Genomic DNA, 24,118 nt, shown 5'->3' with positions numbered 1-24,118 from the left:
TCCGGGGTCGCGCGGTCCGGGCGCGGCCTACCGTGAGGTCATGACCATCGGTGCCGGTTCCGAGTCCGACGTGTTCGATGTCATCGTCCTCGGCGGCGGGCCCGCCGGGGAGAATGCCGCCGACTATGCGATCGCCGGCAGCGACCGCACCGCGGTGCTGGTCGAACACGAACTGGTCGGCGGCGAATGCTCCTACTGGGCGTGCATGCCGAGCAAGGCGCTGCTGCGACCGGGGCAGGTGCTCGGCGCGGCCCGGCACATGCCCGGCGTCGCCGCCAAGGTCGCCGCGCACGGCGTCGACGTCGCCGACGTCCTCGCCCGCCGCGACGCGTTCACCAGCGGCCGCGACGACGCCGCGCAGGTCGAGTGGGCCCGCGGCGCCGGGATCGACGTCGTGCGCGGGCACGGCCGGCTGAGCGGGCCGTGCGAGGTCACCGTCGACGGCCCGCAGCCGCGCCGGCTGCGGGCACGGCACGCGGTGGTGGTGGCCACCGGCACCACCGCCGCCGTCCCCGACCTGCCCGGGCTGCGCGCCGCCCGGCCGTGGACGTCGCGGGACGCGACGAACCTGCAGCAGGTGCCGCGGCGCGCCGCGATCGTCGGCGGCGGCGTCGTCGCCTGCGAGGTCGCCACGTGGCTGCGCGAGCTGGGCACCGAGGACCTGACGATGCTGGTGCGCGGGGAGCGGCTGCTCGCCCGCACCGAACCGTTCGCCGGCGACGCGGTCGCCGCGGCGCTGCGCGAGCACGGCGTGCGGCTGCGGTTCGGCACCACGGTGGCGGAGGTGTCCCGCCCGGACGTCGCGGACACCGGCGTGGGGCGCCTCCACGGCGGCCCGGTGCGGCTGCGTCTCGACGACGGCGGTGACCTCGAGGTCGACGAGCTGATCGTCGCGACCGGACGCCGGCCCGCCACCGCCGACCTCGGTCTCGACGCGGTCGGGGTGGCCGGGGACGGCCCGCTGCGCACCGACGACCACATGACCGTCGACGGGACGGACGGACGCTGGCTCTACGCCGTCGGCGACGTCACCGGCCGGACGGCGCTGACGCACATGGGCAAGTACCAGGGCCGGGTGTGCGGCGACGTGATCGCCGCCCGCGCCGAGGGCCGCGACCTCGACGCGCCGCGCTACCGGGCGAGCGCCGACCACGGGCAGGTGCCGCAGGTGGTGTTCACCGTCCCGGAGGTCGCGGCGGTGGGCCGCACCGCCGCCGGCGCCCGCGCCGACGGCCTCGACGTCGAGGTGCTCGAGGTCGACATCGCCGTGGCCGGATCCGCTTTGGCCCGGGACGATTTCACCGGCCGCGCCGCCCTCGTCGTCGACCGCGCGACCGACACCGTGGTGGGGGCGACGTTCGTGGGCACCGACGTGGCCGAGCTGCTGCATGCGGCCACCGTCGCGGTGGTCGGGGCGGTGCCGCTCGAGACGCTGTGGCATGCGGTACCGGCATATCCGACGGTCGGCGAGGTGTGGTTGCGGCTGCTCGAGTCGCGCCGCCGCTGACCGCGCCGGTCAGCGCGGCAGCCGCCGCCAGATCGGGCGCGGCAGCAGCCGCATCCCGAAGAACACCGGCCGCAGCACCGCCGGCACCCACACCTCGCCGCGGCCGCGGTGCAACGCCCGCACCGCCGCATCGGCGACCCGGTCCGGGGTGCTCGACAGCGGCGCGGGGCTCATGCCCTCGGTCATCCGGCCGATCACGAACCCGGGCCGCACCAGCAGCAGGGACACGCCGCTGCCGTGCAGCGCGTCGGCCAGGCCGGCGGCGAATCCGTCGAGGCCGGCCTTCGCGGAGCCGTACACGTAGTTCGCCCGGCGCACCCGCACCCCCGCCACCGACGAGAACACCACGATCCGGCCCCAACCCTGGGCGCGCAGCTGCGCCGCGAGGTGCGTGAGCAGCGCCACGTGGGCGACGTAGTCGGTGTGCACGATCGCGACGGCGTGGGCGGCGTCGTGTTCGGCGCGGCGCTGGTCGCCGAGGATGCCGAACGCGAGGACCGCGACGTCGATCGGGCCGTACAGGGCCCGGATGTCGGCGAGAACCTGCTCGTGGGTGTCGAGCCGGTCGGCGTCGAACTCGACGGTGTGCACGGCGGCGGCCCCGGCGTCGAGCACGGCGCGGCGCTGCGGCTCGAGGTCCCCGGCGCGGCGCGCGGCCAGGACCACGGTGCGGCCGCGGGCCAGCCGCACGGCCACCGCCGCCCCGATCTCGCTGCGGCCCCCGAAGACGACGATCGAACCCTGCTCGTTGCTCACCGCACCAGTGTGCCCGGGCGGCGCCGGGGCCGTCCGGGGCGGGTCCGGCGGTGCCGGGTTCGGCTACCGTCGCAGGCATGGCCCGAACCCCCGCCGCGCTCGGCGATGCCGCGCTGCAGTTCCTCACCGAATACCATCTCGGCACCCTGACGACGCTGCGCACGGACGGCAGCCCGCACGTGGTGGCCGTCGGCTTCACCTGGGACCCGGACGCCGCGGTGGTGCGGGTGATCACCAACGCGACGTCGCAGAAGGCGCTCAACGCCGAGCGCGGCGGGTACGGCGCTGTCAGCCAAGTCGAGCGCGGCCGCTGGCTCACCCTCGAGGGTCCGGCCCGGGTGCGCACGGACCCGGAGGCCGTCGCCGAGGGGGTGCGCCGCTACACCGCGCGGTACCGGCCGCCGCGGCCCAACCCGACCCGCGTGGTGGTGGAGATCACCGTCGAACGGGTGATGGGTTCGGTGCTGGACCGGTAGGGCCGGTCATCCCGGCAGCTCGGTCAGCCCGTGCGGCCGGTGGTTGAGCGGCTCGCAGCCGTCCTCGGTGACCACCACGATGTCCTCGATGCGCGCACCCCATGCGCCGCGGAAGTAGATGCCCGGTTCGATGCTGAACGCCATCCCGGGCCGCAGCACATCGGTGTTGCCGTCGACGATGTACGGCTCCTCGTGCACGGACAGCCCGATGCCGTGCCCGGTGCGGTGCACGAACACCTCGGCGAGGCCGTGCGCGGCGAGCACGTCGCGGGCGGCGGCGTCGACCGAGGCAGCGCTGACCCCGGGCCGGACCGCGTCGACGGCCGCCTGCTGCGCGGCCTCGAGCAGCGCCACCTTCGCCGCGACGTCCGCGGCGGGCGCGCCGAGGCTGTAGGTGCGGGTGGAGTCGGAGTAGTAGCCGGGCTCGACCGGGCCGCCGATGTCGACGACCACGACGTCGCCGGGTTCGAGGACCCGGTCGGAGACCTCGTGGTGGGGGTCGGCGCCGTGCGGGCCGGAGCCGACGATGACGAACGCGGCCTCGGTGTGGCCCTCGGCGACGATCGCGGCGGTGATGTCGGCCGCGACCTGCGCCTCGGTGCGCCCGGGCCGCAGCCACCGTCCCATCTGCGCGTGCACCCGGTCGATGGCGGCGCCGGCGCGGCGCAGCGCCTCGACCTCCGCGTCGTCCTTGATCATGCGCAGCTGCCGCACCACCTCCGTCGCCAGCACGGGCGGCACCGCGAACCGGGTCGCGAGCGGCACCAGGTGCAGGGCGGGCATGGCGTCGGCGACCGCGGTGCGCGGGCGCTCCGGCAGCAGCGCCGCCACCTGCGCGTACGGGTCCTGCCCGTCGACCCAGTCGTGCACCGGCAGGTTCAGGTCCGCGGCGGCGGAGTCGGTGAGGGCGGCCAGCTCGAGCCGCGGCACGACGACGGAGGCGGGGGCGCCGTCGGTGGGCACCACCAGGCAGGTGAGCCGTTCGAACGATTCCGCCCGCGAACCGAGGAGGTAGCGCAGGTCCGGGCCGGGGGTGACGAGCAGCGCGTCGAGGCCGGCGTCGCGGCCGAGGGCGGCGGCCCGGGCGAGGCGGTCGGCGTATGCGGAGGCGGGGAAGCGGCGCGCGGGGGAATTCATGCGGACAGCGTAGTGGCGTTTGGCAGGATGATCGTCGTGACTGCGACGCCGGCGTCCGCCGCCCCCGTGCCCCCCACCGGCCCGTTGATGCTGCTCGACGGGGCGAGCCTGTGGTTCCGCGCGTTCCACGCGCTGCCCGAGTCGCTCACCGCCCCGGACGGCCGCCCGGTCAACGCGGTGCGCGGGTTCACCGACATGGTGGCGTCGCTGATCACCAAGCATCGGCCGGCGCGGCTGGTGGTGTGCCTGGATCTGGACTGGCGGCCGGCGTTCCGGGTGGCGGCGGTGCCGAGTTACAAAGCGCACCGGGTGGCCGCCGGTTCGGACGGCACCGTCGAGGAGGTACCGGCGGCGTTGCCGTCGCAGGTGCCGATGATCACCGACGTGCTGGCCGCCGCCGGCCTCGCCACCGCCGGCGCAGCCGGGTTCGAGGCCGACGACGTGATCGGTACTCTCGCCGCCGGCGAGTCCCGGGATCCGGTGCTGGTGGTCAGCGGGGACCGGGACCTGCTGCAGGTGGTGCGCAACGGCTCGGTGCCGGTGCGGGTGCTGTACGTCGGGCGGGGCCTGGCCAAGGCCGAGCTGTTCGGGCCGCCCGAGGTGGCGGCGCGGTACGGGCTGCCACCCGAGCGGGCCGGCGCGGCCTACGCCGAGCTGGCGGCGCTGCGCGGGGACCCGTCGGACGGGTTGCCGGGGGTGAAGGGCGTCGGGGAGAAGACCGCGTCGACCCTGCTGCTGCAGTACGGGTCGCTGACGGCGCTGCGCGCGGCAGCGGTGGACCCGGAGTCGGGGCTGGCGAAGGGGGTGCGCGGCAAGCTGATCGACGCCGGCGCGTATCTCGACGCGGCGGTGCCGGTGGTGCGGGTCGCCACCGACGCCCCCGTCCGGGTGTCGCGGCCGGACACGGTGCCGTCCACCCCGGTCGATCCGCAGGCGCTGGAGCGGCTGGCGCAGGAGCTGGGGATCGGGCGGTCCGTCGCCCGGTTGACCGCGGCGTTGGCCGCGGGGTGAGGGCGACGGACCGGCGCGCTCAGTTGGGGCGGCTGACCTCGTAGGTGCCCTCGTCGTCGGTGAAGGTCACCGTCACCGACCGGAACTGGCCGTCCACCGTGAGGGTGCACTCGAAGCTGTTGCCCGCCTTGACTTCTTCACCGTCCGGGCACTGCACGTCGGAGACGTCGGTGGCGCCGTAGGACTCGGTGAGGACCTTCTCGACGCCGGCCTGCGCGGCCTCGGGGTCGAGGGTGTCGTTGCCGCCGAGGAGCAGCACGGCGCCGATGATCGCGCCGATCACCACGAGCCCGGCGACGGCCAGGCCGACGATCAGCCCGGTCTTCGACTTCTGCTGCGGCGCACCGGCATTCCATTGGCTCGCGCCGGTCGACCCCCACTGCTGGCCGGGTTGCTGCCCCCACTGGGGCTGACCCTGCTGGGGTTGTCCCCACTGCTGGCCCTGGCCGGGCTGCTGCCCCCACTGCGGCTGACCCTGCTGCGGCTGGCCGGGGGTCTGCTGGCCCTGCTGGCCCCACTGCTGCCCCTGGGCGGGCTGCCCCCACTGGGGCTGACCCTGCTGGGGTTGTCCCCACTGCTGGCCCTGGCCGGGCTGCTGGCCCCATTGCTGGCCGGGGGTTTGGCCTTGGCCGGGTTGCTGCCCCCACTGCGGCTGACCCTGCTGCGGCTGGCCGGGGGTCTGCTGGCCCTGCTGGCCCCACTGCTGGCCGGCGGGCTGCCCCTGCTGCGGCGTGCCGAACGCCTGCGTCGGGGCCGGCCCCTGCTCGGCTCCGGAGGACGGCGGGGGCGACGGCGCCCACTGCTTGGTCGAATCGTCGGAATCCTGCGGGTCGTGCGGACCGCTCATTGTCGCCTCCACCTGCCTTCGCTGTGTCCAATTACCGTAGCCGTAGCGCCCCACCCACCACGAGAAAGCCGTGTGGCAGCGCGCGTATCAAACCACACGCGGTGTCGTCACGCCGCATCGACCGCGACGACACCGCGCCGGATCGCGCCGATCGCCCGGGCGGCGGTCTTCGCGATCTGAGGGTCGACCGCGCCGGTGCGGATCTGGTCGAGCAGATCGATCACCTGCCGGCACCAGCGCACGAAGTCGCCCGCCGACAGGTCGCGTCCGGCGGCCCCGGCGGCGATCAGGGCCTCCGTCAACGATTGGGTGCTCACCCACGTGTAGATGGCATCGACGAACCCGGGATCCGGTTCGCGGGTGGGGGGCAGCTTGAAGCGAACCTCGTCGGCGCGCAGCTGCCCGCACAGGCGGACGGTGTCGGCGAGCGCGCGGCGCAGCGGCCCGGTGGGCCCGTACTCGGTGGCGCCCTCCTCGACGCGCGCCTCGTACACCACCGCCGAGACCACCGCGGCGAGCTCGGCGGGCGAGAGTCCCGCCCACACGCCGTGGCGCAGGCATTCGGCGACGAGCAGGTCGCTCTCGCTGTAGATGCGGGCGAGCCGCTCCCCCGCCTCGGTGGTCGACGGGTCGTCGCCGGCGGTGAGGTAGCCCCGCTCGGTCAGCAACGCGACGATCCGCTCGAAGGTGCGAGCGAGGGAGTTGGTGGTGGCCGCGGACTGGCGGCGCATCTGTGCGACCTCCCGGCCGAGCCGGTTGTAGCGTTCCCCGAGCCGGGCGAGGCGGTCGAGGTCGGGATGCTGGTGGGCCGGGTGCCGGCGCAGGCGCCGCCGCAGGTCGTCGATCTCGCGGGTGTCACCGTTCTTGGCGTGCTTGGGGCGGCGCGGCGCGGAAATCCCGGTGCTGCGCAGCGCCGACGCGAGGTCACGGCGGGCCCGGGCGGTGCGGGCGTCGGCGTGCCGGGGCAGCCGGAGCTTGCCGAGCGCGGTGGCCGGTGCCGGGAAGTCCGCGGCCGAGACCCGCCCGGACCAGGCGTCCGCGGTGACCACCAGGGGCCGGGGGTCGGTGACGTCGGTGTCGGTTTCGAGGACGACGGCCAGTCCGGTGCGCCGGCCGCCGGGGATGGCGACGATGTCGCCGCGGCGCAGCGCGAGCAGCGACGCGACCGCGGCCTGCCGGCGGTCCTGCCGAGCCTGGCGTTCGCGTCGGCGTTCGAGCTGGGTGAGTTCCTCACGCAGCTGCAGGTAGTCGATGATGTCGCCGTCCTCGCCGCCGAGCTGATCGCGGAGCTTGGCGAGGGCCTTCTCGTTGCGTTCGATGCCGCGGGTCAGGCCGACGACCGACTTGTCCGCCTGGAACTGGGCGAAGGACCGTTCGAGCAGCGCCCGGGAGTGCTCGGCGCCGACCGCGTCGATCAGGTTGACCGCCATGTTGTACGACGGGCGGAACGAGCTGCGCAGCGGGAAGGTGCGGGTGGAGGCGAGCCCGGCGACGTCCGCGGGCTCGAGGCCCGGCTGCCACAGCACCACCGCGTGGCCCTCGACGTCGATGCCGCGGCGCCCGGCCCGCCCGGTGAGCTGGGTGTACTCGCCGGGGGTGAGCTCGGCGTGGGTTTCGCCGTTGTACTTGACCAGCTTCTCGAGCACCACGGTGCGGGCCGGCATGTTGATGCCCAGGGCCAGGGTTTCGGTGGCGAACACCGCCCGCACCAGGCCGCGGACGAACAGATCCTCGACGGTGTGCCGGAAGGCCGGGAGCATGCCGGCGTGGTGGGCGGCGATGCCGCGTTCGAGGGCGGCGCGCCACTCCCGGAAGCCGAGCACCTCGAGGTCGGCGCGCGGCAGGTCGCCGGTGTGTTCGTCGACGATGGCCCGGATCTGCGCGGTCTCGGCGTCGGAGGCCAGGTGCAGACCGGCGCGCAGGCACTGGCCGACGGCGGCGTCGCAGCCGGCACGGCTGAACACGAAGGTGATCGCCGGCAACAGCCCCTCCCGGTCGAGGCGGGCGACGACCTCCGGACGCGGCAGCGGCCGGAACCCGATGCGCCCGCGGGGACCGCCCCACCGGCCGGCCGAGTCGAGGGCGGCGCGGCGGCGCACCTGCTCGACGAGTTCGCGGTTGACCACGACGCCGCGGCGGCCGGTGCCGTCCGCGGCGTCCGGGTGCGCGGTGGATTCGAACAGGTCGAAGATGCGGGGGCCGACCATCACGTGCTGGTGCAGCGGGATGGGCCGCACCTCGTCGACGACGACGGTGGTGTCGCCGCGCACGGTCTCCATCCAGTCGCCGAACTCCTCGGCGTTGGAGACGGTGGCGGACAGGCTGACCAGGCGCACGTCCTCGGGCAGGTGCAGGATGACCTCCTCCCACACCGCGCCGCGGAACCGGTCGGCGAGGAAGTGCACCTCGTCCATCACCACGTGGGTCAGCCCGATCAGGGTGGTCGAGGAGGCGTAGAGCATGTTGCGCAGCACCTCGGTGGTCATCACCACCACCGGGGCATCCGGGTTGACGGACTGATCGCCGGTGAGCAGGCCGACCGAGGCCTTGCCGTAGCGGGCGACGAGATCGGCGTACTTCTGGTTGCTCAACGCCTTGATCGGGGTGGTGTAGAAGCACTTGCTGCCGGCGCGCAGCGCCAGGTGCACGGCGAACTCACCGACGACGGTCTTGCCGGCGCCGGTGGGGGCGCACACGAGCACGCCGTGCCCGCCCTCGAGGGCGCGGCAGGCCTGCACCTGGAACGGATCGAGCGGGAAGGACAGCTCGGCGGCGAATTCGGCGAGCCGGGGCGGCAGCGCGGTCGCGGTGGATCCGGTGTCGGTGGAGTCGGTCACAGGCGGCGGCTAGAGGGTGTCGGAGTAGTCGGGCGGCGCGGGCCGGGCCGTGGGGCCGGGCGGCACCGTCGTGGTGGGCGCGGGCACCGGGGTGGGTGCCGTGATCGGGGAGCTCTCGTCGTCGTCGAGGTCGCCCCAGCCCTGTTCCCGGTCGCGGCGGGCGCGGCGCCTGTCGTTGAGGCGGGCGAGCTGGATGGCGAGTTCGAGCAGCAGGGTCAGGGCCGCGGCCAGCGCCAGCATCGAGAACGGGTCCTGGCCGGGCGTGGCGATGGCGGCGAAGACGAACATCGCCATGATCAGCCCCCGCCGCCACGACTTGAGCTTGGCGTAGCTGAGCACCCCGACGGCGTTGAGCGCGACGATGACGAGGGGAATCTCGAAGGACACCCCGAAGATCACGAGCAGGTTGATGATGAACCCGAAGTACTCCGAGCCCGACAGCGCGGTGACCTGCACGTCGTTACCGACGGTGAGCAGGAACGACAACGCGTGCGAGACCACCAGGTAGGCCAGGACCGCGCCGGCGACGAACAGCACCGCGCCGGAGACGACGAAGCCGATCGCGTAACGGCGTTCCTTGGCATACAGGCCGGGGGTGATGAACGCCCACAGCTCGTACAGCCAGATCGGGCAGGCCAGCACGATGCCCGCGGTCAGCGCCACCTTCAGCCGCAGCATGAACTGTTCGAACGGTCCCGTGGCGAGCAGCCGGCAGCTGTCGTCGGCGCTGATGTCGGCGCGCGCGGACGCCGGCAGATCACAGTAGGGGCCGCGCAGGATCTCGCCGAGGCTCGGGAGCCCGAACAGGCCGGCGCTGTACCAGACGAACCCGACGATCGTGGTGAGCACCACGGCGGCGAGGGCGATGAGCAGGCGGGTGCGCAGTTCGTAGAGGTGCTCGACCAGCGACATGGTGCCGTCGGGATTGGTCTTGCGCCGGCTTCGACGCGGATCGAACGGGATGCGCACGGTGCGGTTCTCAGCTCCTGTCACGGCCGCCGGGATCAGCGGAGGACCGGGACATCCGCACGGATGCCCCGGTCAGGGAAATACGGTCAGGCCGAACGTGATTCGGGCTGCGGCGTCTGCGGCTGCGGCTCCACGGGGGCCGGGGCCGGCTGGGCCGGCGGCAACGGACTCGGAGCCTGCTGCTGCGCGGGGCGCGCGTCGTCGTTCTGCATCTCCTTGACCTCGCTCTTGAAGATGCGCAGCGACCGGCCGAGACCGCGGGCCGCGTCGGGCAGCTTCTTCGAACCGAACAGGATGATCACGACGATCGCGACGATGGCCCAGTGCCAGGGGCTCATTGCACCCATTATCAACCTCCACTGATCTGCTGGCGTCGATGCTACCGGACCGACCCTGCACCGGCGCGCCGCACAGGGGCGTTCACGACGAGTTCGGAGCAGGTTCACAGCCCGTTCCCGGCGGGGGCGTCGTACGCGGCCAGGGCGGCCTGCGCCCGGTCCCGCACCGCCGCGACCAGCTCCGGCGGACCCAGCACACTGACCCCCGCGCCGAGGCCGACGGTCAACCGCGCCATCCAGTCCAGCGACGCGTAGTGCATCACCGCGTCGATGACCCCGTCGTCGTGCACCCGCACGTCGATCAGCGGGTAGTAGTCGAGCAGCCACCCGTAGCCGGGGTCGATCCGCAACCGGGCCGCCGGCAGCGTCGGGTCGCCGGCGAACAGGTCGAGGTGGTCGTCCTCGCGCAGCGCCCGTTCGGGCGGGTCCGCCGGTTCGTCGAGTTCGGTGGCGGCGTCGATGCGGTCGAACCGGAACAGCCGCACCCCTTCGGCGGCCCGGCACCAGGCCTGCAGGTAGGTGTGTTCGCCGACCAGCACGATCCGGATCGGATCGACGTCGCGTTCGGACACCGCATCGCGGGAGGCCGAGTAGTAGGTCAGGTGCAGCACCCGGCGGTGCTGCACCGCCGAGCGCACGGTCGCCGCGACCGGATCCTCGGCGACGGGCTGCGCGGGGGCAGGCGTGCGGTCGGCGGCGGCCGCGGTGCCGGCGGCGGCCTCGATCTTCGCGATCGCCCCGAGCGCCGCGGTGGGGTCGACCACGCCGGGCATCTCCACCAGCGACCGCAACGCCACCAGCAGCGCCGTGGCCTCGGTGGACGTCAGCCGCAACGGCCGGTCGATCCCGGCGGTGAAGGTGACGACGATGCTGTCCTCGGAGAACGAGAGGTCGATCAGGTCGCCGGGACCGTAGCCGGGCAGCCCGCACACCCACAGCTGGTTCAGGTCGTCCATGATCTGTTTCGGGGTGACCCCGAGATCGCGGGCGGCCTCGGCGGCGCTGATCCCCGGATGGGCCGTGAAGTACGGCACCAGGTTCAGCAGCCGGGTCAACCGCCCGGACAGTCGTGTGCTCATCGGCTCTCCCCCCGGTCGGCACCGCCGCCGCTGTTCGAGACGGCACCGACGGTGGCCGTCGTGGTGGTGGCCAGCACCCGGGTGAGGATGCGGCGCACCTCCGCGCGCAGTTCCGGCGGGTCGAGCACCAGCGCGTCGGCGCCCTGCCCGGCGATCACCCGCCCGATCCACTCCCACGACCGCACCGGAACGTCGAGGACGGTGCCGGGACGGTCGCCGACCGCGCGGCGCTCGTGCTCGGTGCCGAGCCGGCGCAGTTCGAACGCGCGCCCGTCCGCGACCCATACGCGGGCGTGCCCGGTCACGTCGCCGGAGGTGGTGGCGGTCAGGGCGTGTGCCCGCAGGTCCACCCCGTCGGGGATCCGCACGGCCCCGGCGGGGCCGAACGCGGTGACGTCGTCGTCGATGCGGGAGAGCCGGAAGGTGCGCGGCGCCCCCCGGTCCCGGTCGAACCCCACCAGGTACCAGCGGCCGTGCACGGTGACCACGCCCCACGGTTCGACGGTGCGCTCGGTCCACGGGTCGGTCGGGGAACTGCGGTGCCGGAAGCGCACCGCGCGGCGCGTGTCGACGGCGGCGAGCACCTGCCCCAGCACCGGCTCGGAGCCGCGGCTGCGGGTCGGCATCGCGGTGATCGCGCCCGCCGGGTCGGCATCGACCTGCACCCCCGCGGCGCGCAGCTTGAGCAGCGCGCCCTGCGCCGCGGAGGTGAGCTCCGGCGACTCCCACAGTGCCGCCGCCACCGCGACGGCGGCCGCCTCGGCGCTGGTCAGCTCGATCTCGGGCAGTTCGTAGGCGTCGCGGTTGATGCGGTAGCCCTCGACGGTGGAGAACCGCGACGGCATGCCGGTCTCGAGCGGGATGCCCAGGTCGCGCAGCTCGTTCTTGTCGCGTTCGAACATGCGGCTGAACGCTTCGTCGCTGCCCGATTCGTCGTATCCGGCGACGGAGGCGCGGATCTTCTCGGCGGTGAGGAACTGGCGGGTGGACAGCAGGCAGATGACCAGGTTCACCAGCCGCTCGACTTTGGAATTCGCCACGCGGTGCAGCCTAATCCCCCGCCCGCCGGCCGACCCGGTTACCGGACGCGGACGACCCGCGGCACGCTACATCGAGGCGATGAGCCGTTCGACGCGCTCGTCGACGGAGCGGAACGGGTCCTTGCACAGCACCGTGCGCTGCGCCTGGTCGTTGAGCTTGAGGTGCACCCAGTCGACGGTGAAGTCCCGGCCGGCGTCCTGCGCGGCGGCGATGAAGTCGCCGCGCAGCTTCGCCCGGGTGGTCTGCGGCGGGGTGTGCACGGCCGCGTCGACGGACTCGTCGTCGGTCAGCCGCGCCGCCAGCCCCTTGCGCTGGAGCAGATCGAACACCCCGCGCCCGCGCTTGATGTCGTGGTACGCCAGATCCAGCTGGGCGATCTTCGGGTCGGACAGCTCCAGGTCGTAGCGGTCCTGATAGCGCTGGAACAACTTGCGTTTGATCACCCAGTCGATCTCGGTGTCCACCTTCGCGAAGTCCTGCGACTCGACCGCGTCGAGCACCCGGCCCCACAGATCCACCACCTGCTCGACGTGCGGATCGGGTTCGCGGGTGCGCAGGTACTCCACCGCCCGGCCGTGGTACTCGCGCTGGATGTCGAGGGCGCTGGCCTGCCGGCCCCCGGCCAGGCGCACCGGCCGCCGCCCGGTCAGGTCGTGGCTGACCTCCCGGATGGCCCGGATCGGGTTGTCGAGGGCGAAGTCGCGGAACGCCACGCCGGCCTCGATCATCTCGAGCACCAGCGACGCGGAGCCGACCTTGAGCATCGTGGTGGGCTCGGACATGTTCGAGTCGCCGACGATCACGTGCAGCCGCCGGTACTTCTCGGCGTCGGCGTGCGGCTCGTCGCGGGTGTTGATGATCGGCCGGGACCGGGTGGTCGCCGACGACACGCCCTCCCAGATGTGCTCGGCGCGCTGCGACAGGCAGTAGGTCGCGGCCTTGGGGGTCTGCAGCACCTTCCCGGCGCCGCAGATCAGCTGCCGCGTCACCAGGAACGGCAGCAGCACGTCCGAGATGCGGGAGAACTCCCCGGCCCGCACCACGAGGTAGTTCTCGTGGCAGCCGTAGGAGTTGCCGGCCGAGTCGGTGTTGTTCTTGAACAGGTAGATGTCGCCGCCGATGCCTTCCTCGGCGAGGCGCTGTTCGGCGTCGATCAGCAATTCCTCGAGCACCCGCTCCCCGGCGTGGTCGTGCTCGACGAGCTGGAGAAGGTCGTCACATTCGGCGGTCGCGTACTCCGGGTGCGAACCCACGTCCAGGTACAGGCGCGCCCCGTTGCGGAGGAACACGTTCGAGCTGCGGCCCCAGGACACCACCCGACGGAACAGATACCGGGCGACCTCGTCGGGGCTCAGCCGCCGGTGCCCGTGGAAGGTGCACGTGACGCCGAACTCCGTCTCGATGCCCATGATTCGTCGCTGCACACTTCGACAGTACCGCGCGGAACCACCGAGCATGAGCCGCAACGAGATTACGGTTGTACCCGTGATCTTCGCTCCCGCCCCGCTGACGCGCCTGGACCGGTCCCTGTTCGCCGGCAGCGCCGCCCTGCGTCCCTCCCCCGCCGACCCCGTGCTGCGGGGCCTGAGCCGCGCCGCCGACCACGGTCGGCTGTGGATGGGCTGCGCGGCGGCGTGCGCCGCGATCGGCGGCCGGCCCCGCCGCGGCGCCGTCCGCGGCATGCTGGCGCTGGCCGGGGCCAGTGCCCTGGCCAACGGGGTGCTCAAGCCGCTGCTGCCGCGCCGCCGGCCCCCGGCCCGGCAGGACGGCCCGCTGCGCCGCTCGCTGCCGACGCCGCGCTCGTCGTCGTTCCCGTCCGGGCATTCGGCGTCGGCGGCGGCGTTCACCACCGGGATGGCCCTCGAATCCCCGGTGACGGGGGCGTTGCTCGCGCCGGTGGCCGCGGCGGTCGCCTACTCCCGGGTGCACACCGGGGTGCACTGGCCGGCCGACGTGGTCACCGGCGTCGCCGTCGGTGCGGCGGTGGCCCTGGCCACGCGCCGCTGGTGGGCGGTGCGCCCCGACGAGCCCGCCCGGCTGGGCCCGCCCGGCCCGGCCCCGGCCCTGCCGCAGGGCCGGGACCTGCTGGTGCTGGTCAACCCCGGCGCCGGCCGCGACGACGACGCGGGCGTGATCGCGGCGGCGCTGCCCCAGGCACGGGTGGTCACCCTCGACCCGGACGAGGAGTTCACCGCCCAGCTGGACCGGTTCGTCGCCGAGCACACCCCCGCAGCGCTCGGCGTCCACGGCGGGGACGGCACCGTGCGAGCCGCGGCGAGCGCGGCCGTCGCGCACGGGCTGCCGCTGGCGGTGTTCCCGGGCGGCACCCTGAACCACTTCGCCCGCGACGCCGGGCTGCTCGACCTGGAGCAGACCGTGCGCGCGGTCGAGCGGGGGCAGGCGCTGCGGGTCGACCTCGGCCGGGTGTGGGTGGACGGCACCGGCCCGGACGGTGCCGATCGGTCCGGCCCGGACGGTGCCGACCGGGGTGGACACGTGTTCGTCAACACCGCCAGCGTGGGCGGCTATCCGGACTCGGTGCGGCTGCGTGAGCGGTGGGAGCCGAGGATCGGCAAGTGGCCGGCCGCGGCGGCGGCGCTGGCCGCGGTCCTCGCGACCGCGAGCCCGCTGCGGGTGTCGCTGGACGGGGTGCCCACCGCGGTGTGGTTGCTGTTCGTCGGCAGCGGCCGGTACGCGCCGGACGACCGGGTGCCGATGTCACGGCCCCGCATCGACACCGGCACCCTGGACGTGCGGTATCTGCGGGCCGACCTGCACTGGTCGCGGACCCGGCTGCTCGCGGCCGCGGTCACCGGCAGCCTCGCCGGATCCCCGATCCACGTGCGGCGCGAAGCGCCGGCGCTGTCGGTGCGGGTGCGCAGCGGCCGGGTCGCCCTGGCCACCGACGGTGAGGTGCTCGCCGAGGGCGCGCTGTTCGAGTTCCGCAGCGTCCCCGGCGAGCTCACCCTCTACCGGCCCCTCGATCAGGAACCCTGAACGGGCCCCGACCCGTCCGGCCCGGTGGTGCCGGTGTCGTCGCCGGACCGCTCGCCGGTGCCGGGCAGCAACTGGTCGAGCGCGGCGCCGGTGATGCGGCGGAACGCGCGACGCGGGCGCGGCTTCTCGAGCACCGCCACCTCGAGCTCGGCGCGGCCGAGCACCCGGGTGCCGATCTCGGCCCCGGCGGCGGGCACCTGCTGCAGCGCCTGCACCGCGACCTGCACCGCCTCGGCGAGGGACAGACCCGGCCGGTACGACTCGCGCAGGGCGGTGGCGATGGGTTCGGTGTGCCCGCCCATCACCACGAACTGCGGTTCGTCGACGATCGAGCCGTCGTAGGTGATGCGATACAGCTGCGCGGTGTCGGCGGAGTCGGCGCGGCCGACCTCGGCGACGCAGATCTCCACCTCGTACGGCTTGGGCTGCTCGGTGAAGATGGTGCCCAGGGTCTGCGCGTACGCGTTGGCCAGCGACCGCACGGTCACGTCGCGCCGGTCGTAGGAGTAGCCGCGCATGTCGGCGTGCACGATCCCGGCGCGCCGCAGGTTCTCGAACTCGTTGTACTTGCCGACCGCGGCGAACCCGATGCGGTCGTAGAGCTCGCTGACCTTGTGCAGCGCCTTCGACGGGTTCTCGGCAACGAACACCACCCCGTCGGCGTAGATCAGCACGACCACGCTGCGGCCCCGCGCGATGCCCTTGCGCGCCAGTTCCGAGCGATCGCGCATGATCTGCTCGGCGGACGCATAGTACGGCAGCGTCACTGCGCACCTCCCTGCCCGTGCTCGGCGACGGTGCGGTCCGCGACCACGGTGCGGGCCAGCGCCGACAAGGTCTGCTCCGGCACCTCGGTGGCGCCGTCGGCGGTGATGACCACCGCGGTGGGATAGATGCCGCGGGTGGTGTCCGGGCCGCCGGTGGCGGTGTCGTCGTCGGCCGCGTCGTAGAGCGCTTCGACGACGGTGCGCAGCGCGGCCGCCTCGTCGGCGTCGGCGCGGTAGAGCTTCTTCAGCGACGACTTGGCGAACAGCGATCCCGAGCCCACCGCGTGGTAGCCGGCGCGCTCCTCGTAGCGGCCCCCGACCACGTCGTAGGACACGATCCGGCCGGCGCGCTGCGGTTCCGGGGCCTCGAGGTCGTAGCCGACCAGCAGCGGCACCACCGCCAGGCCCTGCATCGCGGCCCCGAGGTTGCCGCGCACCATCGACGACAGCCGGTTGGCCTTGCCGTCGAAGGTCAGCGGCACACCCTCGATCTTCTCGTAGTGTTCGAGCTCGACCGCGAACAGGCGCACGAGTTCGATGGCCAGGCCGGCGGTGCCGGCGATACCGGCCGCGGAGTAGCTGTCGGTGACGAACACCTTCTCCACGTCGCGGCTGGCGACCATGTTGCCCATGGTGGCGCGCCGGTCACCGGCGATGAGCACGCCGCCGGCGAACGTCACGGCGACGATCGTGGTGCCGTGCGGGGCGATGTCCGCGTCGGCGCCCCGCAGCCCGGGACGGTTCTCCGGCAGCAGTTCCGGCGCATGCATGCGCAGGTGGTCGGAGAACGAGGACAGCGGGGAACCGAACGGCATGCGCGGCGGGTGGACGGGGAACGGGATCGGCGAACGCTCCGCTGTCACTGGCCGCCCTTCTGCACGTACGCACGCACGAAGTCCTCGGCGTTCTCCTCGAGCACGTCGTCGATCTCGTCGAGCAGGTCGTCGGTCTCGGCCGCGAGCTTCTCGCGTCGTTCCTGACCGGCACCGCCGTCGCCGACGACCTCGTCGTCGTCGCCTCCGCCACCGCGTGTGGTCCGCTCCTGAGCCATAGCGGTCGACCTCCTCGTTCGTTCGTGGGGCCCGCTCCGGCCTCGGCCGGTGCGAGCTCCGACTGCTCGGACCTCCACCCTACCGAGCAGATGCGACACTCCGCGCGACTACGCGCGTGTCGCGCCCGCCCGGACGGGTCAGCTGGTCAGTTCGTCGACCAGTTGGGCCGCCGAATCCACCGAGTCGAGCAGCTTGCCGACGTGCGCGCGGCTGCCCCGCAGCGGCTCGAGGGTGGGGATGCGCACCAGGGATTCGCCGCCGAGGTCGAAGATCACCGAGTCCCAGCTGGCGGCGGCGATGTCGGCGCCGAACCGGCGCAGGCACTCGCCGCGGAAGAAAGCGCGGGTGTCCGACGGCGGGGTGTGCACCGCGTCGAGCACATCCTGCTCGGCGACCAGGCGCTCCATCGAGCCGCGGGCGACGAGCCGGTTGTACAGGCCCTTGTCCAGCCGCACGTCGGAGTACTGCAGGTCCACCAGGTGCAGCCGCGGCGCCGACCACGCCAGGCCCTCCCGGTTCCGGAAGCCCTCGAGCAGGCGCAGCTTGGCCGGCCAGTCCAGCAGGTGCGCGCACTCCATGGGGTCGCGTTCGAGCAGGTCGAGGATCATCGCCCACTTGTCGAGGATGTCGCGCACCCGCTTGTCGTCGGTGCCGTCGTGGAACTTCGCGACGCGCTCGTGGTAGATCCGCTGCAACGCCAGGCCGGTCAGCTCACGGCCGTCGGTCAGGGCGACGGTCTTGCGCAGCGTGGGGTCGTGGCTGATGTGGTGCACGGCGGTGACCGGCCGGGCCAGCTGCAGGTCCGACAGGTCCACCCCGGCCTCGATCAGGTCCAGCACCAGCGCAGTGGTGCCGACCTTGAGGTAGGTCGACATCTCGGCGAGGTTGGCGTCGCCGATGATCACGTGCAGGCGCCGGTACTTGTCGGCGTCGGCGTGCGGCTCGTCGCGGGTGTTGATGATGCCGCGTTTGAGGGTGGTCTCGAGCCCGACCTCGACCTCGATGTAGTCGGCGCGCTGGGACAGCTGGAATCCTGCCTCGTCGCCGGACTGGCCGATGCCGACCCGGCCGGAACCGGTGATCACCTGCCGGGAGACGAAGAACGGGGTCAGCCCGGCCACCACCGCCGAGAACGGGGTGTCGCGGGCCATGAGGTAGTTCTCGTGGGTGCCGTACGAGGCACCCTTGCCGTCGACGTTGTTCTTGTACAGCTGCAGGCGCGGCGCGCCGGGCACGCTCGAGGCGTGCCGGGCGGCGGCCTCCATCACCCGTTCGCCGGCCTTGTCCCAGATCACCGCGTCGAGGGGGTCGGTGACCTCCGGCGCCGAGTATTCGGGGTGGGCGTGGTCGACGTACAGCCGGGCGCCGTTGGTGAGGATCATGTTGGCGGCGCCGACCTCGTCGGCGTCGATGACGGGGGCCGGACCGTTGAAGCGGCCCAGGTCGAATCCGCGGGCGTCGCGCAGTGGGGATTCGACCTCGTAGTCCCAGCGGGTGCGCTTGGCGCGCGGCACCCCCTCGGCGGCCGCGTACGCCAGGACCGCCTGGGTGGACGTGAGGATCGGGTTCGCTGTGGGCTCGTTGGGTGAGGAGATCCCGTACTCGACCTCGATGCCGATGATCCGCTGCATGACGTCGAGATTAGGTGATCGGTGCCGGTCCGGCCGGGCCGGGCGGGCCGGGGCGGGCGGCGGACGGGGCGACGGCGGCGTCGAGATACTCGACCGAGCCGGTCGCGCGCAGGACCGTGCGGACGCCGGGCGGCGCCCACCGCACGGCCGGGTCGCGGCCGAGCACGGGGTCGACGAGGTCGATGCGGCGGCCGCGGGTGTGCAGGGTGCAGCCGCCGGCGGCGAGGACGTTGCGCACCCAGTCGGTGCGGGGGCCGTAGGTCAGGGCGATGCGGTAGCCGCCGTCGCGACCGAACACCAGCACCGGGGTGCGGTAGCGGCGCCCGGTACGCCGGCCGCGGTGCTCGATCACCGCCGTCAGCGGTAGGTGTCCGGCCACGGGCCGGGCGAGCCGGTTGGTGACGACCCTGTTGAACCGGGCCAGGGCGCGGGGCAGCGGCACGGTCAGCCTCCTGCCGGTCGCGTCGCACGCCGGTGGGGCCGCCGCGGGACGCGGCGACCCCACCGGCGCGGCGTCACAGGTACTGGCCCGTGTTCGACTCGGTGTCGATCGCCCGGCTGGCGCTGGCGTTCTTGCCGGTGACCAGGGTGCGGATGTAGACGATGCGTTCGCCCTTCTTGCCGGAGATCCGGGCCCAGTCGTCCGGGTTGGTGGTGTTGGGCAGGTCCTCGTTCTCGGCGAACTCGTCGACGATGGAGTCGAGCAGGTGCTGCACCCGCAGACCGGGCGCGCCGGTCTCGAGTACCGACTTGATCGCGTACTTCTTGGCGCGGTCGACGATGTTCTGGATCATCGCGCCGGAGTTGAAGTCCTTGAAGTACAGGACCTCCTTGTCGCCGTTGGCGTACGTCACCTCGAGGAAGCGGTTCTCCTCGCTCTCGGCGTACATCCGGTCGACGACCCGTTCGATCATGGCGCGCACGCACGCCCCGCGGTGCCCGCCGAACTCGGCGAGGTCGTCGGCGTGCACCGGCAGTCCCTCGGTGAGGTACTTGGAGAAGATGTCCAGCGCCGCCTCGGCGTCGGGCCGCTCGATCTTGATCTTCACATCGAGTCGGCCGGGCCGCAGGATCGCCGGGTCGATCATGTCCTCGCGGTTGGACGCGCCGATCACGATGACGTTCTCGAGACCCTCGACGCCGTCGATCTCGGACAGCAGCTGCGGCACCACCGTGGTCTCGACATCCGACGACACACCGGAGCCGCGGGTGCGGAAGATCGAGTCCATCTCGTCGAAGAACACGATCACCGGCGTGCCTTCGGAGGCCTTCTCGCGGGCCCGCTGGAAGATCAGCCGAATGTGGCGTTCGGTCTCGCCGACGAACTTGTTGAGCAGCTCGGGGCCCTTGATGTTGAGGAAGTAGGACTTCGCTTCCTTCGAATCCTCGCCGCGGGCCTCGGCGATCTTCTTGGCCAGCGAGTTGGCGACGGCCTTGGCGATGAGGGTCTTGCCGCAGCCGGGCGGGCCGTACAGCAGCACGCCCTTGGGCGGGCGCAGCGCGTACTCACGGAACAGGTCCTTGTGCAGGAACGGCAGTTCCACCGCGTCGCGGATCTGCTCGATCTGCCGGCCGAGGCCACCGATGTCGTTGTAGTCGACGTCGGGAACCTCCTCGAGGACGAGGTCCTCGACCTCGGCCTTGGGGATGCGCTCGAAGGCGTAGCCGGCCTTGCTGTCGACCAGCAGCGAATCACCCGGCCGCAGCTTGAACGACGGCTCGGCGTCCTCGCTCACCTCGACGGTGCCGGCCGCCGCGGCGGCCGCGGCGGCGAGCGGCGCGGCCAGCCACACGATGCGCTCCTCGTCGGCGTGTCCGACGACGAGGGCGCGGGTGCCGTCGTCGAGGACCTCGCGCAGGGTGGTGATCTCTCCGACCCGCTCGAATCCGCCGGCTTCGACGACGGTCAGCGCCTCGTTCAACCGGACCGTCTGGCCGGAGACGAAACCATCGGGTTCGAGGTTCGGGGACACCGTGACCCGCATCTTGCGGCCGGAGGTGAACACGTCCACGGTCTGATCGTCGTAGATGCCGAGCAGCACCCCGTAGCCGCTGGGGGGCTGACCGAGCCGGTCGACTTCCTCGCGCAGGGTGATCAGCTGCTGGCGCGCCTCCTTGAGCGTGTCCATCAGCTTGCCGTTGCGCACGGTCAGGGAGTCGATCCGGGCCTCGAGGTCACGGACCTGTTCGGACGGTTCGACGAGCCGCCGCCGCAGGGCGGTCGCCTCGGCGCGCAGCGCTTCGAGTTCTTGTGCCGCCGCAACCGAATCCGGGTTCTCTGTCGAGCTCATGTGCGACTCCCTCCACTATCGGTCTTTCCACGCTACCGGCAGACGGCCGACTGTGTGGTGCGACGCGAAATCGGCATGCTGCGAATGCGTGTCGGACTCCTCACGGCCGCGGGCCCGAATCCCCGATACCGATGTTAGCCTTGCCTTTCTCTCTGCCGGGTCGAAAGGATTCCCGTGACCACTCGCACCAGACGGGCCGCTGTCGCCGTCGCCGTCGCCGTCGCCGCACTGACCGCGCTGCCCGCCTGCGCCGCCGACGACTCCGCCGGTGGGTCGCCCACATCCTCCGCCGCGACGACGTCCGCGGCCGGCCCCGCCGCCGCGGCAACCGAGGGCGAGCTCGAAGCGGTGCTGACGACGTTCTTCGACCCGGCGGTGTCGGCGGCGGACAAGGCCGTGGTGGTCGAGGACGGCGACGACCGGGGCGCGCTGCTCGAGCAGTTCAACGGGGTGCTCGCCGGCTACCCGCTCACCGCCGACGTCGAGTCCGTGAACGCCGTCGACGACGACACGGTCTCGGCAACCGTGCAGGTCACCGGTCCGCACGGCGGCGCCCCGATGCCGCTGACGTTCGAGCGGGAGGACGGCACCTGGCGGCTGGAGGACGAGAGCACCTGCCAGGTCCTGGCGATGGGGTCGCTGAACTGCTCGTGACCGGGGCGGCTCGGCCGCCGTGCGGATCAGGCGGCTCGGCCGCCGTGCGGACCGGAGCGGTCAGCCCTTGCTGGGCCGGCGCTGCGGCTTCGGTGTGACGGTGCCCTCGGCGAGGCGGCGGGCGCTGACCAGGAACGCGGTGTGCCCCTGCATCCGATGCTCCGGACGCACGGCCAGGCCGACCACGTGCCAGCCGCGCACCATCGACTCCCACGACCGCGGTTCGGTCCAGCAGGTCTGCTCACGCAGCGCCTCGACCACCTTCGACAGCTGAGTCACCGTCGCCACGTACACGATCAGCACCCCACCGGGTACCAGCGCCTTCGCCACCGTCGGCAGCGCGTCCCAGGGGGCCAGCATGTCCAGCACCACCCGGTCGACCGGACCGTGCCGGTCGAGGTCGTAGTCCGCGACGTCGCCCACCGTGAGATCCCAGTTCCCGGGACGCTCCCCGAAGAACGTCTCGACGTTGCGCACCGCGTGCTCGGCGTGGTCGTCGCGCACCTCGTAGGAGATCACCCGGCCGGTCGGCCCCACGGCCCGCAGCAGCGAACAGGTCAGCGCACCCGAACCGGCGCCCGCCTCGAGCACCCGGGCGCCGGGGAACACGTCGCCCTCATGCACGATCTGCGCGGCGTCCTTGGGGTAGATCACCTGCGCCCCGCGCGGCATGGACAGCACGTAATCGGTCAGCAGCGGCCGCAGCGCCAGGTAGGGGGTGCCGTTGGTGGAGGTGACGACGCTGCCCTCGTCCGTGCCGATGAGCGCGTCGTGCAGGATGCCGCCGCGGTGGGTGTGGAACTCCTTGCCCGCCTCGAGCACCACCGTGTACTTGCGGCCCTTGGCGTCGGTGAGCTGCACCCGGTCACCGACCTCGAACGGTCCGCTGCGCCCGAGTCCACCTGCTGCCATCGCCGTATCCACCTTCGTCCGCTCCGCCGGTACCGACACCGTGTCGGTCCCGGGCCATACCCTGCCAGGTGTGAGCACAGCCGCGACGACGCCCCCCACCGACGACCGGCCCGCGGCCCCGCGGACGCCGGCGCTGTCGCCGTCGCGCGCCGCCGACTTCAAACGCTGTCCGCTGCTGTACCGGTTCCGGGCGATCGACCGGATCCCCGAGGTCCCGTCGCGGGCCCAGCTGCGCGGCAGCGTCGTCCACGCAGCCCTCGAGGCGTTGTTCGCGCTGCCGGCCGCCGAGCGGCGGCCCGGACCCGCCGGCGAGCTGGTGGCACCGGCGTGGCAGCGGCTGCTCGAGGAGGCACCCGACCTCGCCGACGTGATCGGCCCAGGCGAGCGCGACCGGTTCCTCACCGAGGCCCGCGCCCTCGTCGCCCGCTACTTCGCACTCGAGGATCCCACCGGGTTCACCCCGCAAGCGTGCGAGCTGCGCGTGGAAACCGAGCTGGACGACGGGCTGCGGCTGCGGGGCTTCGTCGACCGGATCGACATCTCCCCCCAGGGGCTGGTGCGCGTGGTCGACTACAAGACCGGCCGGGCACCCCGCGAGACCGGCGAGGCGGCGGCGCTGTTCCAGCTGAAGTTCTACGCGCTGATGGTGCTGCGCACCCGCGGGGTGGTGCCGGCGCGGCTGCGGCTGCTGTACCTGGCGGACGGACAGGTACTCGACTACACCCCCGACGGGGACGAACTGCGCCGCTTCGAGGGCACCGTGCGCGCCCTCTGGGCGGCCGTGCGCACCGCGACCGACGCACGGGACTTCCGGCCCAACCCGGGGCCGCTGTGCCGGTGGTGCGATCATCGGGTGCGGTGCCCGGCATTCGGCGGCACCGCCCCGCCCTATCCGGGCCGGCCGGACGAGCCCGCCGGCGCGGCCCGTCCCGAGGAGGAAACGAGCGAGTGAGCGACGCGGCGTACTTCGTGCCGATCGACGGCGGCCCCGGCGACGGGGGCACTGCCGTCGAACGGTTTCGGCCCACCGCCCATACGGTCAGCACGTGGGCACCGACGATGCAGCACGGCGCCCCGCCGTCGGCGCTGCTGGCCCGCGCCCTCGAACGCTGCGGCCGCCGCCCCGACGCCCGACTGACCCGCATCTGCGTCGAACTGCTCGGCCCGGTGCCGCTGACCGAGATCGAGGTCCGCACCCGCATCGACCGCCCCGGCCGCAAGGTCGAACTCGTCGTCGCCGAGCTGTGGGCCGCCGGCCCGGACGGCACCCCCCGAGCGGTGGCCCGTGGCACCGCCTGGCGCATGCAGACCGCCGACCTGCCCGGGGTCGCCCACGCCGCGGACGCGCCGCTGCCGCCGCCGGCGCAGGGCGTCGTCGAACACCCCGGCTCGGCGTTCTGGCAGACCGGATTCGTGCGCACCCTGGACTGGCGCACGATCACCCCGATCGGGGCGCCGGGGCCGTCGGCGGCGTGGCTGCGCACCGACCTGGCGCTCGTCGAGGGCGAGGCCCCGACCCCGGTCGAGCGGCTGTTCACCGTCGCCGATGTCGCCAACGGTGTCGGTTCCAAACTCGACCCCGCCGTCTGGACCTTCCTCAACACCGACCTGACGGTGCACCTGTTCCGGGAACCGGTCGGCGAGTGGGTCGGCATCAGCGCCGAGACGTCCACCGGCCCGGACGGGGTGGGCATGACCGCCGGGGTGCTGTACGACGAGGACGGCGCCGTCGGACGGATCGCGCAAACCGTGCAGGTCCGCCCCCGCTGACCCCGCCGCGGGCACCGATCACCGGGCGGGCGCCCGCGGACCGTGC

At 73.1% G+C, this 24,118-nt stretch carries 23 protein-coding genes; 7 read left to right on the top strand and 16 right to left on the bottom strand.

Translation table 11 applies throughout. The annotated features are described in order from the left end of the window. Positions 1–40: 40 nt before the first annotated feature. Positions 41–1,507 carry an NAD(P)/FAD-dependent oxidoreductase gene (locus HFP48_RS14325; RefSeq protein WP_168579667.1) on the top strand — a complete coding sequence of 489 codons (1,467 nt, stop codon included), beginning with the start codon at positions 41–43 and terminating at the stop codon, positions 1,505–1,507. Between the two features lie 9 nt (positions 1,508–1,516). Here the strand turns inward: HFP48_RS14325 and HFP48_RS14320 are convergent, their stop codons facing one another. Continuing rightward, on the bottom strand, positions 1,517–2,263 hold the full coding sequence (locus tag HFP48_RS14320; protein ID WP_168579666.1) for an SDR family NAD(P)-dependent oxidoreductase: 747 nt from the start codon (positions 2,261–2,263) through the stop codon (positions 1,517–1,519). Between the two features lie 77 nt (positions 2,264–2,340). On the opposite strand from HFP48_RS14320, the gene HFP48_RS14315 reads away from it, so the two are divergent. Beyond that, positions 2,341–2,739 (top strand): TIGR03618 family F420-dependent PPOX class oxidoreductase, encoded by a 399-nt coding sequence (locus HFP48_RS14315; protein ID WP_006945766.1) that lies wholly within the window; start codon positions 2,341–2,343, stop codon positions 2,737–2,739. A gap of 6 nt (positions 2,740–2,745) precedes the next feature. Here the strand turns inward: HFP48_RS14315 and HFP48_RS14310 are convergent, their stop codons facing one another. Continuing rightward, complete coding sequence (locus HFP48_RS14310; RefSeq protein WP_006945767.1) at positions 2,746–3,876, bottom strand: Xaa-Pro peptidase family protein; 1,131 nt, start codon at positions 3,874–3,876, stop codon at positions 2,746–2,748. 27 nt (positions 3,877–3,903) lie between these two features. On the opposite strand from HFP48_RS14310, the gene HFP48_RS14305 reads away from it, so the two are divergent. Then, the gene (locus tag HFP48_RS14305) at positions 3,904–4,887 is read left to right on the top strand and encodes a 5'-3' exonuclease (RefSeq protein WP_168579665.1); all 984 of its coding nucleotides are present in this window, start codon (positions 3,904–3,906) and stop codon (positions 4,885–4,887) included. 19 nt (positions 4,888–4,906) lie between these two features. Here the strand turns inward: HFP48_RS14305 and HFP48_RS14300 are convergent, their stop codons facing one another. The 7 genes from HFP48_RS14300 to pafA all read right to left on the bottom strand — a co-directional run bounded on the left by HFP48_RS14300 (position 4,907) and on the right by pafA (position 13,422). Further along, on the bottom strand, positions 4,907–5,734 hold the full coding sequence (locus HFP48_RS14300; RefSeq protein WP_006945769.1) for a DUF4333 domain-containing protein: 828 nt from the start codon (positions 5,732–5,734) through the stop codon (positions 4,907–4,909). Positions 5,735–5,841: 107 nt separating this feature from the next. After that, positions 5,842–8,571, bottom strand: coding sequence for a DEAD/DEAH box helicase (locus HFP48_RS14295; RefSeq protein ID WP_168579664.1), 2,730 nt, complete (start codon positions 8,569–8,571; stop codon positions 5,842–5,844). A gap of 9 nt (positions 8,572–8,580) precedes the next feature. Continuing rightward, complete coding sequence (gene tatC / locus HFP48_RS14290) at positions 8,581–9,540, bottom strand: twin-arginine translocase subunit TatC (protein ID WP_168580578.1); 960 nt, start codon at positions 9,538–9,540, stop codon at positions 8,581–8,583. A gap of 86 nt (positions 9,541–9,626) precedes the next feature. Further along, positions 9,627–9,887 (bottom strand): Sec-independent protein translocase subunit TatA, encoded by a 261-nt coding sequence (tatA, locus tag HFP48_RS14285; protein WP_006945773.1) that lies wholly within the window; start codon positions 9,885–9,887, stop codon positions 9,627–9,629. A 95-nt stretch (positions 9,888–9,982) separates the two neighbouring features. Then, positions 9,983–10,957, bottom strand: a complete 975-nt coding sequence (locus HFP48_RS14280; protein WP_006945774.1) for a YafY family protein — start codon at positions 10,955–10,957, stop codon at positions 9,983–9,985. After that, complete coding sequence (locus tag HFP48_RS14275) at positions 10,954–11,997, bottom strand: WYL domain-containing protein (RefSeq protein WP_072635278.1); 1,044 nt, start codon at positions 11,995–11,997, stop codon at positions 10,954–10,956. Before HFP48_RS14275 ends, HFP48_RS14280 begins: the two co-directional genes overlap by 4 nt. A gap of 66 nt (positions 11,998–12,063) precedes the next feature. Then, entirely contained in the window at positions 12,064–13,422 is a 1,359-nt protein-coding gene (gene pafA, locus HFP48_RS14270) for a Pup--protein ligase (RefSeq protein ID WP_006931187.1), read from the bottom strand. Positions 13,423–13,483: 61 nt separating this feature from the next. Here pafA and HFP48_RS14265 point away from each other — a divergent pair, with 61 nt between their 5' ends. Next, a complete protein-coding gene (locus tag HFP48_RS14265) occupies positions 13,484–14,995 on the top strand; it encodes a phosphatase PAP2 family protein (protein WP_210432828.1) in 1,512 nt (503 codons plus the stop codon). Here HFP48_RS14265 and prcA read toward each other — a convergent pair. From prcA to arc, 6 genes are all read right to left on the bottom strand, one after another. Next, entirely contained in the window at positions 14,983–15,762 is a 780-nt protein-coding gene (prcA, locus tag HFP48_RS14260; RefSeq protein ID WP_006931185.1) for a proteasome subunit alpha, read from the bottom strand. The genes HFP48_RS14265 and prcA overlap by 13 nt on opposite strands. After that, entirely contained in the window at positions 15,759–16,577 is an 819-nt protein-coding gene (gene prcB, locus HFP48_RS14255) for a proteasome subunit beta (protein ID WP_174824802.1), read from the bottom strand. The genes prcA and prcB overlap by 4 nt, the downstream gene beginning before the upstream one ends. Before the next feature lie 44 nt (positions 16,578–16,621). Continuing rightward, positions 16,622–16,813: a ubiquitin-like protein Pup gene (locus tag HFP48_RS14250; protein ID WP_003937722.1), complete on the bottom strand. Its 192-nt coding sequence runs from the start codon at positions 16,811–16,813 to the stop codon at positions 16,622–16,624. A 138-nt stretch (positions 16,814–16,951) separates the two neighbouring features. Further along, positions 16,952–18,445, bottom strand: coding sequence for a depupylase/deamidase Dop (gene dop / locus HFP48_RS14245; protein ID WP_006931182.1), 1,494 nt, complete (start codon positions 18,443–18,445; stop codon positions 16,952–16,954). A gap of 10 nt (positions 18,446–18,455) precedes the next feature. Beyond that, positions 18,456–18,887 (bottom strand): nitroreductase family deazaflavin-dependent oxidoreductase, encoded by a 432-nt coding sequence (locus HFP48_RS14240; protein WP_006931181.1) that lies wholly within the window; start codon positions 18,885–18,887, stop codon positions 18,456–18,458. A 73-nt stretch (positions 18,888–18,960) separates the two neighbouring features. Next, positions 18,961–20,736, bottom strand: coding sequence for a proteasome ATPase (gene arc, locus HFP48_RS14235; RefSeq protein ID WP_029543755.1), 1,776 nt, complete (start codon positions 20,734–20,736; stop codon positions 18,961–18,963). A 174-nt stretch (positions 20,737–20,910) separates the two neighbouring features. Here arc and HFP48_RS14230 point away from each other — a divergent pair, with 174 nt between their 5' ends. After that, on the top strand, positions 20,911–21,390 hold the full coding sequence (locus HFP48_RS14230; RefSeq protein ID WP_168579663.1) for a nuclear transport factor 2 family protein: 480 nt from the start codon (positions 20,911–20,913) through the stop codon (positions 21,388–21,390). Between the two features lie 60 nt (positions 21,391–21,450). On the opposite strand, the gene HFP48_RS14225 is transcribed toward HFP48_RS14230, so the two are convergent. Beyond that, on the bottom strand, positions 21,451–22,302 hold the full coding sequence (locus HFP48_RS14225; RefSeq protein WP_029543751.1) for a tRNA (adenine-N1)-methyltransferase: 852 nt from the start codon (positions 22,300–22,302) through the stop codon (positions 21,451–21,453). 70 nt (positions 22,303–22,372) lie between these two features. Between HFP48_RS14225 and HFP48_RS14220 the strand changes: the two genes are divergently transcribed. Next, on the top strand, positions 22,373–23,254 hold the full coding sequence (locus HFP48_RS14220) for a RecB family exonuclease (protein ID WP_168579662.1): 882 nt from the start codon (positions 22,373–22,375) through the stop codon (positions 23,252–23,254). Next, entirely contained in the window at positions 23,251–24,072 is an 822-nt protein-coding gene (locus tag HFP48_RS14215) for a thioesterase family protein (RefSeq protein WP_168579661.1), read from the top strand. The genes HFP48_RS14220 and HFP48_RS14215 overlap by 4 nt, the downstream gene beginning before the upstream one ends. The last annotated feature ends 46 nt before the right edge of the window (positions 24,073–24,118 follow it).

Origin of the sequence: Rhodococcus sp. DMU1 (assembly GCF_012272955.1) — a bacterium.
Lineage (GTDB): Bacteria > Actinomycetota > Actinomycetes > Mycobacteriales > Mycobacteriaceae > Rhodococcus > Rhodococcus aetherivorans.
The sequence above is the reverse complement of the archived record's forward strand: the minus strand, read 5'-3'. Positions and strand labels throughout refer to the sequence as shown.